Source organism: Leptolyngbya sp. FACHB-711 (genome assembly GCF_014695615.1).
Classification (GTDB): Bacteria; Cyanobacteriota; Cyanobacteriia; order Elainellales; family Elainellaceae; genus Leptolyngbya_A.
Map to the genome: position 1 here is coordinate 1 of NZ_JACJOR010000383.1, position 12,331 is coordinate 12,331.

Sequence of the window (12,331 nt, forward strand, 5' to 3'; positions counted from 1 at the left end):
GTTGCCTTTTCTGATGCTGGGTAGCGTAGCTTACATAGGCTGGCGATTTTGGCAGTGGCAGCAGCAGCGAAGTCAGGAACAGGAGGAAGCCCAACAGGCGAGGGAGAGACAGCTTGACGGAATTTTTTACCGTCTGGTGCAGGAGCATCGCGGTGAACTGTCTGTGCTTGATTTTGCAATGGAAACCCATTCATCTGCCGAATTTGCCAAGCAGTTTCTCGATCGAAAGGCGATCGAATTTGACGCGCAGTTTAAAACGACGCTAGAAGGGCAAGTGCTGTACTGCTTCTACAGCCAAAAAATTCCTGCCCAGCCTGCTTCGCCCAGACATGAAACAGAATTATCTGAAAGACCGGAGCAGAATTAACCGGGCATAAGTTTGTTTTGCTAAAGTTTTGTTTCCAGGATTTTCACTGCTCTAACGTTTTGTAACGGTTCTGCAAGTCCCCACTCCAGGCGAGGGATCTGAGAGTGATAAGCTAACAAACGTGCTGAACGATCGATTTAACAAAAGTGGAGTTGAGATGACCGGATCACAACAAGTTCCTTACTTGCTGCGGGCTGCGCGAGGTGAAGTGTTAAATCGTCCGCCCGTGTGGATGATGCGGCAAGCGGGACGCTATATGAAAGTCTATCGGGATTTGCGCGACAAGTATCCCTCGTTTCGGGAGCGATCGGAGAATCCCGACATTGCGGTAGAAATTTCGCTTCAGCCCTGGCGTGCTTTCCGTCCAGATGGCGTGATTTTGTTCTCCGATATTCTGACTCCGCTCCCCGGAATTGGCATTCCCTTTGACATCATTGAAAGCCGGGGACCAATCATCGATCCGCCCATTCGCTCTCAAGAGCAGATCGACAAACTCACTCCGCTCGACCCTGACGCTTCGCTGCCCTTTATCCGCCAAATTCTGCAAACGCTGCGTGGGGAAGTTGGCAATGAAGCTGCTGTGCTGGGCTTTGTCGGCGCACCCTGGACGCTAGCGGCTTATGCAATCGAAGGCAAAAGCTCTAAGGACTACACCATTATCAAGAGCATGGCTTTCTCGGAGCCTGCAATGCTGCACTCCTTCCTGGGCAAAATTGCAGACTCGATCGCCACTTATGCCTGCTATCAGATCGACTGCGGCGCACAAGTCGTCCAGATGTTTGATTCTTGGGCAGGCCAGCTCAGCCCTCAAGACTACAAGGAGTTTGCCCTTCCTTATCAGCAGCGTGTTGTGCAGCAGGTGAAAGCAACTCACCCCGATACGCCTATGATTCTCTACATCAGCGGCAGCGCAGGCGTGTTGGAACTGATGGGTCAGTCGGGTGTAGATATTGTCAGCGTCGATTGGACAGTAGACATGGCAGATGCCCGGCGGCGGTTAGGACCGAATGTGGGCGTTCAGGGCAATATCGATCCCTGTGTTCTGTTTGGTTCGCAGCCGTTTATCCGCGATCGAATTATCGACACGATTAAGAAAGCCGGAAACCGGGGACATATCCTCAACCTCGGGCACGGAATTCTGCCCAAAACCCCAGAAGAAAACGCTGCCTATTTCTTTGAGACGGCAAAGCAAATCGATAAGCTTCTGGTGAGTGCATAATCTATCGGTCTTTTAGACTCCCGTAAAACAAACGATGTAAGCAGCGGTGTTTCTGCTGTACTCATCCCCTTAGTCCCCCACACCTGGGGGATTTTTTATTGGGAAATTGCCCTAATTCGCTTCGTTAAGCAATCGGTGTTAAGCAATCCGTGACTAACCTTTTATATCCCGGTAGGCAAAGGATAACTTTAAGCAGTACAATTGAACTATAAAGCGGTGGGAGGAAACAAGCTGCTGGATTGCCTGAAGAATCGGACTGAAATCATCTGCTGTAATCATGGAATGCCGGAAATGAGCCGCAACATCAACTTTTACCAAAACGTGCTGAAGCTTGAAGTCCTCAATTGCTACGAGGCTGAGGGGCAGTTGAGCTGGGCGTTACTGAGAACAGGAGAAGTAGAGTTTATGGTCGTTGGGGCAGAACCGACCGAGAACGACGATCGCGACCTGCTCATTTACTTTCAGGCAGAAGATATGCCGCTTGTTCAGCATGCCGTACAAACTGCAGGTTATTCCCTTGAAGCATTTCGCGAAGCGATTTATGAACCTGCGTATGAATTAGTTCGTCAGCATCAGCATCAAAAAGCCGCCGCCGCCGCCTAAACTCTCCCTGCCCTCCCCATCCCCTCATCCCCTGACCCCCTCGTTCTCCTTTTTCCCCGAACCTCCGCAACGCTGATACGATGAGAAAGGAGAGTCATCACAGCCAATAGATCTATGTCCCTGGACAACCTGCGCGATCTTTATCAACAGGTGATTCTGGAACGCTACAAAAAGCCCCGGAATCGCGGTAAAACTGACCCGATCGATCGCTATCAAAAAGGTCACAATCCCTCTTGCGGGGACACGATCGAGCTAACCCTGCATCTGAGTGAGGCAGGCGATCGCATTGAGGACGTGAAATTTGAGGGCGAAGGCTGTGCGATCGCAATGGCATCAGTTGATCTCATGGCAGACGCGCTGCGTGGCAAAACCGTCACTGAGGCTTTAGAAATGGTGCAGCGGTTCCAGGCAATGATGCGCGGCGAAGCCGAATTTCCGCAGGAGCTTCGCAAGCTAAACGTGATGCAGGGCGTAGCACAGTTTCCCGTACGGATTAAATGCGCGAATTTGTCCTGGCATACCCTGAAGGCGGCGATCGAACTTGCCAAGGACATTCAGCCTGCGGGCTTTGTCAGTAACGAATAATTTTTAAGAATAAGTTCTCGGTTCTTCTGTTTCCTTTCTTTTGATCATTATTGAGTCATGCTAACGACTTCTGCTTTCCTTCAATACGCTCAATGGACTGCGATCGCCGCGCTGGTGCTAGCAGGTTTGACGGGGCTGGCTTTTCTGCTGAAGTGGGGCATTCGCTTCCGTCTGGTGGGCGTGACGGGCTTTACGCTGGTGCTGGCAGTCGGTCTGTTTGCGCTAGGGGTGGTTCCCTTTACCCGCGTAAGGATTCCGGGAGCAGTGCGCTTTTCGACGGTGTACGATGCGGGTTCGACGCTGGCGGTGATTGCCGTACCACCCACCGTGACTGAGGAGCAGCTTGAAGCAACGCTCAAACAGGCAGCGTATGATTTGTATTCCTACGGACGGCTCAGCCGGGGCGATGAGAAATTGCTGATTCGGGCAAGGACGATCGTGCATCCAGAGCCAGGATTAAGCCAGTTGCTCGTTGTGGGCGAAGTGCGGCGATCGCTCGAAGTGCGAGACGATGAGGAGATGGCAATTCACGTTTTTACTGAAAATCTGGCAAAGCTACCGCAGCCTGAATCTAGTGCTGCAAGCTGATTTATCCAGTAACTTGCCGAGGCGAGATTCCGTTGCCCTGTAGTAAAGTGGTCTATACTTTCGATTGACTTTTACCTGATTTTTGTACCTTTTGCCTGTTCTATGACTGATTCTGATTTATCGCTTCCTGTGTTGACGATCGCACCTGCTCAAGTTGCCAGAGGCACAGGAATTCTGGCGCAGATGGGAAGTGCGATTGCCCGGTTTGGTCAGCGTTTTCTGGTGATTGGCGGCGATCGATCGCTGGCGGTAATGCGTCCTTTGCTGGAGCCGATCGCAATCGAACAGGGACTTGCCCTGGCAGAAGCATCCTACGGACGGGATTGTAGCGAGGCAGGAATTGCAGCACTGCGGCAGGCGGCGGCAGACCATCAGGCAGAAGTAATTATGGGGGTTGGTGGCGGTAAAGCATTGGATGCAGCAAAGCTCGTGGCGCATCAGTGCAATTTGCCGATCGTCACCGTTCCGACCTCCGGGGCAACCTGCGCTGCCTGGACTGCGCTCTCAAATGTATATTCTGACGAAGGCGCGTTTCTCTACGATGTGCCTTTGCCCCACTGCCCAAATTTGCTGATTCTGGACTACTCGATTGTCGAAACGGCATCGCGCCGCACCCTGGTTGCAGGGATCGGGGACGCACTGGCGAAGTGGTATGAAGCATCGGTGAGCAGCGGACATTCTGACCAGACTTTAATTATTGGGGCAGTACAGCAGGCACGGGTCTTGCGAGATTTGCTGCTGCAAAAGTCGATCGAGGCTCTGAAGTTGCCGGGGAGTGCCGTTTGGCGAGAAGTGGTCGATGCCTCGGTGCTGATGGCGGGGGTCATTGGCGGCATGGGTGGAGCGCAGTGTCGAACTGTGGCAGCTCACGCGGTTCACAACGGGCTGACGCATCTCTTGCAAAGTCACGGCACACTGCACGGGGAAAAAGTCGCCTTTGGCATTCTGGTGCAGCTTCGGCTGGAAGAAATGGTGCAGGGCAGTATCCTGGCAGCCACGTCAAGACAGCAGCTTTTGAAGTTTTACGGTGAAATTGGGCTACCGCAAACGCTGGCAGATTTGGGACTGATTAACGTAACGCTGGCAGACCTTCAGCGATCGGCAGAAATTGCCTGTCGTCCCAGTTCAGATATCCACCGTTTGCCTTTTACTGTCACGCCCGATCAGCTTATGGCGGCGATGGTGTCTACAACGGCTCCCAGTGAGGCTCGAAACCAGAGCATCAGCCACCTTAGAAATTCGGTTGCGGCAGATGCGATCGATTCCCCTTCTGAAGCATCTTCTGTAAACGAGGTGAAGCCATGACGCTGAGTTGGATCACCCCGGCTGAACGGCTGCAAGCCCTGCCTCCTTACGTCTTTGCTCGACTGGACGAACTGAAAGCCCGCGCCCGCGAAAAAGGTCTGGACTTGATTGATCTGGGCATGGGCAACCCCGATGGAGCCACCCCAGAACCGATCGTCGAAGCGGCAGTTCAGGCGCTCAAAAATCCGGCAAACCATGGTTATCCGCCCTTTGAAGGCACGGCAAGCTTTCGTCGCGCCATTACCGACTGGTACTATCGCCGCTACAATGTGGCACTTGACCCGGACGGTGAGGCACTGCCCCTCCTGGGTTCCAAAGAAGGGCTAGGACATTTGGCGATTGCCTATATCAATCCGGGCGATTTAATCCTGGTTCCCAGTCCGTCTTACCCGGTGCATTTTCGGGGTCCGGTGATTGCAGGCGGCAAGATTCATCCGATCGTTCTGTCAGCAGAAAACGACTGGCTGATTGACTTAACCAAGATTCCCGATGCCGTTGCGGAACAGGCAAAAATTTTCTTTTTCAACTATCCCAGCAACCCTACCACCGCGACTGCCCCCCGCGAATTCTTTGAAGAGATTGTCGCCTTTGCCCGTCGCTACGAAATTCTGCTGGTTCACGATCAGGCGTATGCAGAGCTGGCGTTTGACGGTTTCCAGCCGACCAGTCTCTTAGAAATTCCGGGCGCAAAAGATATTAGCGTCGAGTTTCACACCATGTCTAAAACCTACAACATGGCAGGCTGGCGAGTCGGCTTTGTAGTGGGCAATCGCCATGTGATTCAGGGACTTCGTACGCTGAAAACCAATCTGGACTACGGCATTTTTGCAGCCCTTCAGGCAGCTGCTGAAACCGCTCTTCAACTTCCGGATCACTATGTGCATGAAGTTCAGGAGCGCTACCGTACCCGCCGTGATTTCCTGATTCAGGGCTTGGCAGACCTGGGCTGGAACATCCCTAAAACCAAAGCCACGATGTATTTGTGGATTCCCTGTCCCTCTGGCATCAGCTCCACTGATTTTGCCCTATCCGTGCTTCAGCAGACGGGCGTCGTTGTCACTCCGGGCAATGCCTTTGGTGCGGGCGGCGAGGGCTATGTGCGAATTAGCTTGATTGCAGACTGCGATCGGCTTCAGCAAGCACTCGATCGCTTAAAGCAAGCCGGAATCCGCTATTCGTAAAATGTCCTCCTTCGATCGCCTCTTCGACACCATTACCGAACTCGTCCTCTGCCACTCTCCCAGCGGTGCAGAGCAGGAAATCAACGACTATTTACTGCGGCAGTTTGAAGCACTGGGAATCGAAGCCTGGATCGATGCGGCGGATAATGTGATCGCGAAAATTTCAGCAGGTTCCACTGGGGATTCTGCTGAGGCAAAGCGATCGATTGCCATCACCGCCCACAAAGACGAGATCGGCGGCATTGTGAAATCGATTGAATTAGACGGGCGGCTGCACGTTCGCAGGTTGGGCGGCGCGTATCCCTGGGTTTATGGCGAAGGCGTGGTTGATATTTTGGGCGATCGATCGACGGTGAGCGGCATTCTCAGCTTTGGGTCGCGTCATGTGTCGCACGAGTCCCCTCAGAAGGCATTGCAGGAAGATAAGCCCCTGACCTGGGAAGCTGCCTGGGTTGAAACCAAACGATCTGCGGCAGAGCTGGCGGAGACGGGTGTGCGACCAGGAACGCGAGTGGTCATCGGAAAACATCGCAAGCAGCCTTTTCGCCTGAACGACTACATCGCCAGCTACACACTGGACAACAAAGCCTCGATCGCCATTCTGCTGTCCCTGGCGGAGACGCTCAAGCAGCCTGCAATGGATGTGTATCTGGTGGCTTCTGCCAAAGAAGAAGTTGGGGCGATCGGTGCAATGTATTTCACCCAAAAACAGTCTTTAGATGCCCTGATTGCTCTCGAAATCTGCCCCCTCTCGGCGGAATACCCGATCGAAGACGGTACAACCCCCGTGTTGCTGGTGCAGGATAGCTACGGCATTTATGATGAAGCCCTCAACGCCCAGCTTCTACAAGCTGCCGATCGCCAGAATCTCTCGCTGCAAATGGCAGTTCTGAGCGGGTTTGGCAGCGATGGCTCGATCGCGATGAAATTTGGTCATGTGCCCCGTGCTGCCTGTCTCAGCTTTCCGACACAAAACACGCACGGTTATGAGATTGCCCATCTGGGCGCGATCGACCACTGTGTGGCGGTGCTGCGATCGTTCTGTGAATCTCAACGATGAATCTCTGGCATAAATTGTTATTTAAATCGTGAGGGGAAATCCTCCAGGGGGCTGTTTCTGCCTCGGCTACAATTCTCTAGAATGAAGGCAATTTTAATTCCTTGCGAACCGCATCGCTAAGTGCTTATGGTTACAACCGTTGCAGATGTTATGACCGCAGATCCAATCGTGGTCAAGCCAGAAACACCGCTTAATGAAGCGATTCAAATTCTGGCAGAGAAACGAATCAGCGGTCTGCCTGTGGTTAACGACAGCGGCAGTCTGGTGGGCGTTATTTCTGAAACTGACCTGATGTGGCAGGAAACCGGAGCTACCCCACCCGCTTATATCAAAATTTTGGACAGCGTCATTTATCTGGAAAATCCTGCCCGCTACGAGCGCGAACTGCACAAAGCCCTGGGGCAAACGGTCGGCGAAGTTATGACCGATCGCGATATTGTCACGATCAAGCCCGACAAATCCTTGCGCGAGGCAGCTCAGCTCATGCACGATCGCAGCGTTCATCGATTGCCCGTACTCAGCAACGACGGTAAATTAATTGGCATTCTCACCCGCGGCGACATTGTGCGCTTTATGGCAGCGCAGCAGGGTATGGGAGAATAGCTAAAAACTCAAAATTGACGATTAAAAAATGAGCGTTACCCCCGAATCTGTTCAGGAGCTTTTAAGTTCAGAAGACTTTGGACATCGGTTGAGCGGTGTCAATCAACTTCGTCAGATCGAACCGTCGATCGCCTTTGACCTGATCCAGCCGCTGGTGGTCGATCGCAATGTACGAGTGCGATATGCGGCAGTGAGCCAGCTTTCGAGCTTGGGGCGACAAAATCCCTCCACAGCGCTCGAAATTCTACGTCGTGCCCTCACCGAAGACCCTGAACCCGATGTGCAAGCAGCCGCCGCAGACTCAATCGGTGCATTAAAGCTAACAGAAGCATTCAATGATCTTCAGCAGCTTTACCATCGCTCCTCAGAGTGGCTGGTGCAGTTCAGCGTGATTGCGGCACTGGGCGAACTGGGTGACCCGCAATCGTTTGATCTGCTCCAAACCGCTCTCCAATCCGAGAATGAACTGGTAAAAACGGCAGCGATCGGCTCGCTTGGGGAATTGGGAGACGATCGGGCAGTTAACTTACTTCTACCCTATATCTCAGATTCAGACTGGCAAATTCGCTACCGAGTGGCTCAAGCACTCAGCCGTTTCAATCATCCTGAAGCGCGGTCTGCACTGGGGCGGCTTGCTCAGGACGAGATGCAGGCAGTCGCTCAGGAAGCTCAGAGCTATCTGGCAAAGTAGACTGGGTCAATTCTTAGCAGGATCGCAATCTTGTAGGGTGGCAATGGCTTATTACCGATCTGTTTAATCACTCGTAGAATTAATCAGTCGTAGCAGTCCTGCCTTGCCCCCAAGTTCCTAATGCTGGGGGACTTTGAAATTCGGAAGAGTAGGGTTCTCCCAAGGGTGGCTACCGTATACAATCATCTGTGGATTGCCCTCCCAATTTTGTTAGCCTTTCAACCTCATGCTGGAGGCTTTCCACTGCTCAAAGTTCCCCATTTATAGAAGATTTAGGAAGCTGCAACGCAAACTTCCTCTCACCCATCAAAACTTAGACAAGTGACATCGATCGCATTTGCTGACGGTAGTTCAGGTAATCGTTGGCTGTAATAGTTTTGTTACAAAGTTTTAAATAAACCTCATTGACCCAGGGAATATCCGTCTGAACGTCTTTTGATCGATCACCATGATGATAATGCTCAGTTTGAACCACAGCTGCTGCTTTCTCAGCGAGAGAAACATTCAGTGATAGTGCAGTGACAAGCTGGACAACTTCTTCTAACGAAAACTGCATCAAACGATCATAGTTCAGGAGGTGAAGCGGATAACGTCGTGTGAAATAGACTGCTGCTAAATTAAGCTGAAGCCAAAAATGCAGATGTCGATCGATCGTCCACCCTTCCCATTGATGAAATAACTTCTGATTTGAGTGTAGAAATCCAGCGGGCGATCGAAACGGTTGAACAACCTGAATTGAATAGCCTCGCGCTAGCAAAACAGGCTCCCAGATGGGAAACGTGAGTGAAATTCTTGGATCTTTAATACCGATGATGAAGTCTTGCGAATCTGCTGCTGCGATCGGCTTGAAAGGGAAACTGGTTCGCACCACCTGATCGTGCCATTCATTCTGAATCAATCGATGAATGTCTGCCTGAATCGCCTGAATCTGCGGCTGGATTTTAGGAGCCATAAAGTCAGCTTCGAGTGGCAGAAAAAAATCGATGTACTGATGACCGATCGCCTTCACAATCTGATTATTCAGTTCGTTTACCCATGGCAACTCAAAGAAGATCGGATTGTGATCAAACTGAATAAATCGATCGCGGTCTCCAAACTGCACGCTAAGTTCTGACAGTACATGGCTGGTGACAGAAGTGCCGCTGCGCTGTGCCCCTAAAACAAAAATTGCCCGCTTCATCAGTTCTGTAAGAGAAAAACAGATTTTCTCACAGCATAGGCAGACTGTTCAGGATTTGAGTATCTGCTCAAAGAAGGAGCTTGCTTTGCAGAATAACCGTCGGCAACTTTAGCTGTTGACTGACACCACTTCGCGTTCTGGCAACGTTGTCTCTAGCCTCAGGCAATTGCGCCCGTTCACCCGCAGCCGGTACTCAACTCGATCCATCAAACGATTGAGAATCAGCCAGCCATAGCCCCCTTCCTGCTTATCTTGAGGAATTGGCGGCAAATAGGTTGAAAGGTCAAATCCCTGCCCGTGATCCCAAATTTCGAGTTGTAGGTTTCGTGCTTTCAGTTCGACCTTGATCATGACAGGCAGATCGGGCTGACCCTGATGAGCATGACGGACAACATTGGAGTAAGCTTCGACCAGAGCCAGCCGCAGCCGACAAGAGTGACGCTGCCAATCAACCTGTTCCTCAAGCTCCAGTGCGAGAGAATTCAGCAGCCAGTTCTCAATAATTGTTAGAAATCTCAAGTCGCTGGGAACTTGAATCTCGGTTCTCATACGCTAAAGCACCTCCAGAGTAAGTAGCGTTTGGTCGTCGTCCTGCACTGGGCAGTGACCGCGAATTTCTGCTAAAACATCGCCCAGATCAAAAGACGATCGCTGACGCAGGATCTCCCAAAGTCCGGCTGACCGCAGCAGCGGCAGAGCACTAGGAAAATCGCTGGCTCCAGGAGAACTGCTTTGGATTGCGGTGTCGCTCAACTCAGCTTCTGTAATGCCATCGCTCACCAGCAGCACCACGTCGCCCGGATTGAGCATTTGCCGGCCAGACTCGGCCTGCCAAAGCGGCAAGATGCCCAGCGGCACACTCCGTACTTTGAGATAGGTGGGTGCAGTTTCCTCCTGTCGCGATCGAGACCAGACGATCGGATAGACATGACCCGCATTCGCATAAACAAACTCTCCCGTTTCTGGGGTGTAGCAGCCGATCGCGATCGTGATCAGGCAACTGCTGCCAACTAGCTCTTGAAACAGGCTGTGGTTTAACTTTTGCAGCACTTCATCCGGCGTGGGCAGCATGTCTTGGCTCAGTTCTCGCCGCAGCAGCGAAATCGCGCTTGCCATTAGCAGGGCTGCCGGAACACCTTTGCCAGAAACATCGCCCACTGCGATCCATACATGACCGTCGGGATGCTCGTACACCTCAAAAAAGTCACCGCCGATCTCCTGCGCCGGAATCGTTACCGCCTGGACTCTTGCCTGCTCTAGTTCCGGTAGGGTTTGCCGCAGTAGACTCGCCTGCACCTGCCGGGCAATGGCAAGCTGCGATCGCATCTGTTCAGTTTGAACCTGAAGCTGCTGATAAAGCTTTGCCTGAGAGAGGGCTAGGGCGACCTGTGCCGCGACCGTCTCAATTAAATCAAGGTCTTCGTTTGACCAGGCATTTTTGCCAAGCAATCGCAGAACCGCAAGCCGCTCCTGAGCATTGCGAGGATCGCAGAGGGGTACGGTGAGCACGTAGACGTTTCCCGCTGCCGAAGACAGAATCTCTGGCTGGATACCACTGGTTTCCTCGCTCAAAGACAGCCCGTGAGGCGATGCCACTGAGAATGATTTCAGGGATGTTTCTGAGAATTCTTCTGAGAGAAAGTCTGAAAACGTTTGTGGAAAACAAAACGGCATTAGATCAGCTTTTTCTTCTGGATCACCTTCAGGCGTTGGGGAACTTTCAACGGCATCCACCGGGTACAGCAAACAGGCATCTACGGCAAAGGTAGTATAAAAGGTACGGACGATCGCCTGCAAAATAGCACGGTAATCCAGCGATTCGCGAATGGCAGACATGACCTCATTCAGGGCAGATTCACGTCGCAGGGAACGATGCAGTTCGGCAGTTCTTTGTTTGACAACCTGATAAATTTCGCCCGCCTGCTGCACCGTTTGCCGCAGTTCCTCTGGGTCCCAGGGCTTGGTGATGTATTTAAAGACCTTGCTGCAATTGATAGCTCCAACCAGATCCTGCACATCGCTATAGCCTGTGAGCAGGATTCGCATCGTATCGGGAAAGCGATCGACTGTTTTGCTCAAAAAATCGGTGCCGTTCATTCGCGGCATTCGCTGATCAGAAATAATCACCGCCATTTCGCCCGCTTCGTCCAGCAGTTGAAGGGCTTCTAGCGCACTATTTGCCCGATACACCGTAAACGATCGCCGAAAGGTGCGATCCAGCAAATCAAGATTATCGGATTCATCATCCACAATCATTAACGGCAGCTTACCCGACGCAGAATGAGTCATGAAATCAGGACACAAAATGGAAACTTAACTGCGATTGTGCCCAGGATTAGTCCAGCACTAACACCAGCACGAACAGAGCGAGGTCAGGGTTTCATGGCTGCTCTTGAAATCGCTGTCCCTTGAACTCTGCTGGCAACCGTATGGGATAATGCTAAACAATCTAAAAAATGGGACAGTCGGGTTGTCTGGGGTCTCCTGATAGGGTCTATAGCAATCCTTTATGGAGGTTGAACAGGGTGCAGGCATTCTACCCCTGCGCGGGAACAAGGCTTCTACACCCTCTGTTCAAAGCTATGATGTGAACGCTATAGGAGTTAGGGTTTAGGACGATGCACAACTTTTTGCCGATCGCATATTTTCAAAACCAATTTGTGCCGTTTACCGATGCGAAGATTTCGATCGCAACGCATGCGTTGCACTACGGTACAGGCGCGTTCGGCGGGCTGCGCGGCATTCCTGATCCCCAAAATCCTGATCAAGTGCTGCTGTTTCGGCTCGATCGCCACTGTCAACGCCTCAGCAACAGTGCTCGCTTCCTGCACTACGACCTTCCCGCCGATAAAATTCAGAGTATCATTATCGATTTCGTTAGAAAGAATCAGCCGCGCACTTCGTTTTATATTCGTCCGTTTGTTTACACTTCTGATCTGGGCATTGCCC

Annotated in this window: 14 protein-coding genes; 11 read left to right on the plus strand and 3 right to left on the minus strand. The window is 51.9% G+C overall.

Translation table 11 applies throughout. The features are described from left to right. The 10 genes from H6F80_RS16045 to nblB form a co-directional block, all read left to right on the plus strand. A partial coding sequence (locus tag H6F80_RS16045) for a hypothetical protein (RefSeq protein WP_518523598.1) occupies positions 1-367 on the plus strand: 367 nt, incomplete at its 5' end. A 157-nt stretch (positions 368-524) separates the two neighbouring features. Next, entirely contained in the window at positions 525-1,586 is a 1,062-nt protein-coding gene (gene hemE, locus H6F80_RS16050; protein ID WP_190792531.1) for a uroporphyrinogen decarboxylase, read from the plus strand. Positions 1,587-1,787: 201 nt separating this feature from the next. After that, positions 1,788-2,189 carry a hypothetical protein gene (locus H6F80_RS16055; protein ID WP_190792532.1) on the plus strand — a complete coding sequence of 134 codons (402 nt, stop codon included), beginning with the start codon at positions 1,788-1,790 and terminating at the stop codon, positions 2,187-2,189. 114 nt (positions 2,190-2,303) lie between these two features. Beyond that, positions 2,304-2,774: a Fe-S cluster assembly sulfur transfer protein SufU gene (gene sufU / locus H6F80_RS16060; protein WP_190792533.1), complete on the plus strand. Its 471-nt coding sequence runs from the start codon at positions 2,304-2,306 to the stop codon at positions 2,772-2,774. Between the two features lie 57 nt (positions 2,775-2,831). Then, positions 2,832-3,362, plus strand: coding sequence for a Ycf51 family protein (locus H6F80_RS16065; protein ID WP_190792534.1), 531 nt, complete (start codon positions 2,832-2,834; stop codon positions 3,360-3,362). A gap of 102 nt (positions 3,363-3,464) precedes the next feature. Then, the gene (locus H6F80_RS16070; protein WP_190792535.1) at positions 3,465-4,667 is read left to right on the plus strand and encodes an iron-containing alcohol dehydrogenase family protein; all 1,203 of its coding nucleotides are present in this window, start codon (positions 3,465-3,467) and stop codon (positions 4,665-4,667) included. Further along, entirely contained in the window at positions 4,664-5,848 is a 1,185-nt protein-coding gene (locus tag H6F80_RS16075) for an aspartate aminotransferase (RefSeq protein WP_190792536.1), read from the plus strand. Before H6F80_RS16070 ends, H6F80_RS16075 begins: the two co-directional genes overlap by 4 nt. 1 nt (position 5,849) lies before the next feature. After that, positions 5,850-6,908, plus strand: coding sequence for a M42 family metallopeptidase (locus H6F80_RS16080; RefSeq protein ID WP_190792537.1), 1,059 nt, complete (start codon positions 5,850-5,852; stop codon positions 6,906-6,908). 126 nt (positions 6,909-7,034) lie between these two features. After that, positions 7,035-7,511 carry a CBS domain-containing protein gene (locus H6F80_RS16085; RefSeq protein ID WP_190792538.1) on the plus strand — a complete coding sequence of 159 codons (477 nt, stop codon included), beginning with the start codon at positions 7,035-7,037 and terminating at the stop codon, positions 7,509-7,511. A gap of 28 nt (positions 7,512-7,539) precedes the next feature. Further along, a complete protein-coding gene (gene nblB / locus H6F80_RS16090) occupies positions 7,540-8,202 on the plus strand; it encodes a phycobilisome degradation protein NblB (RefSeq protein WP_190792539.1) in 663 nt (220 codons plus the stop codon). A gap of 313 nt (positions 8,203-8,515) precedes the next feature. Here the strand turns inward: nblB and H6F80_RS16095 are convergent, their stop codons facing one another. From H6F80_RS16095 to H6F80_RS16105, 3 genes are all read right to left on the minus strand, one after another. Next, positions 8,516-9,382 (minus strand): sulfotransferase family protein, encoded by an 867-nt coding sequence (locus H6F80_RS16095; RefSeq protein WP_190792540.1) that lies wholly within the window; start codon positions 9,380-9,382, stop codon positions 8,516-8,518. Positions 9,383-9,490: 108 nt separating this feature from the next. After that, positions 9,491-9,931 (minus strand): ATP-binding protein, encoded by a 441-nt coding sequence (locus tag H6F80_RS16100; RefSeq protein WP_190792541.1) that lies wholly within the window; start codon positions 9,929-9,931, stop codon positions 9,491-9,493. 3 nt (positions 9,932-9,934) lie between these two features. Further along, positions 9,935-11,671, minus strand: a complete 1,737-nt coding sequence (locus H6F80_RS16105) for a SpoIIE family protein phosphatase (protein ID WP_190792542.1) — start codon at positions 11,669-11,671, stop codon at positions 9,935-9,937. A 329-nt stretch (positions 11,672-12,000) separates the two neighbouring features. On the opposite strand from H6F80_RS16105, the gene H6F80_RS16110 reads away from it, so the two are divergent. Beyond that, positions 12,001-12,331: aminotransferase class IV (locus H6F80_RS16110; protein WP_190792543.1), on the plus strand; the 331-nt coding region annotated here is incomplete at its 3' end.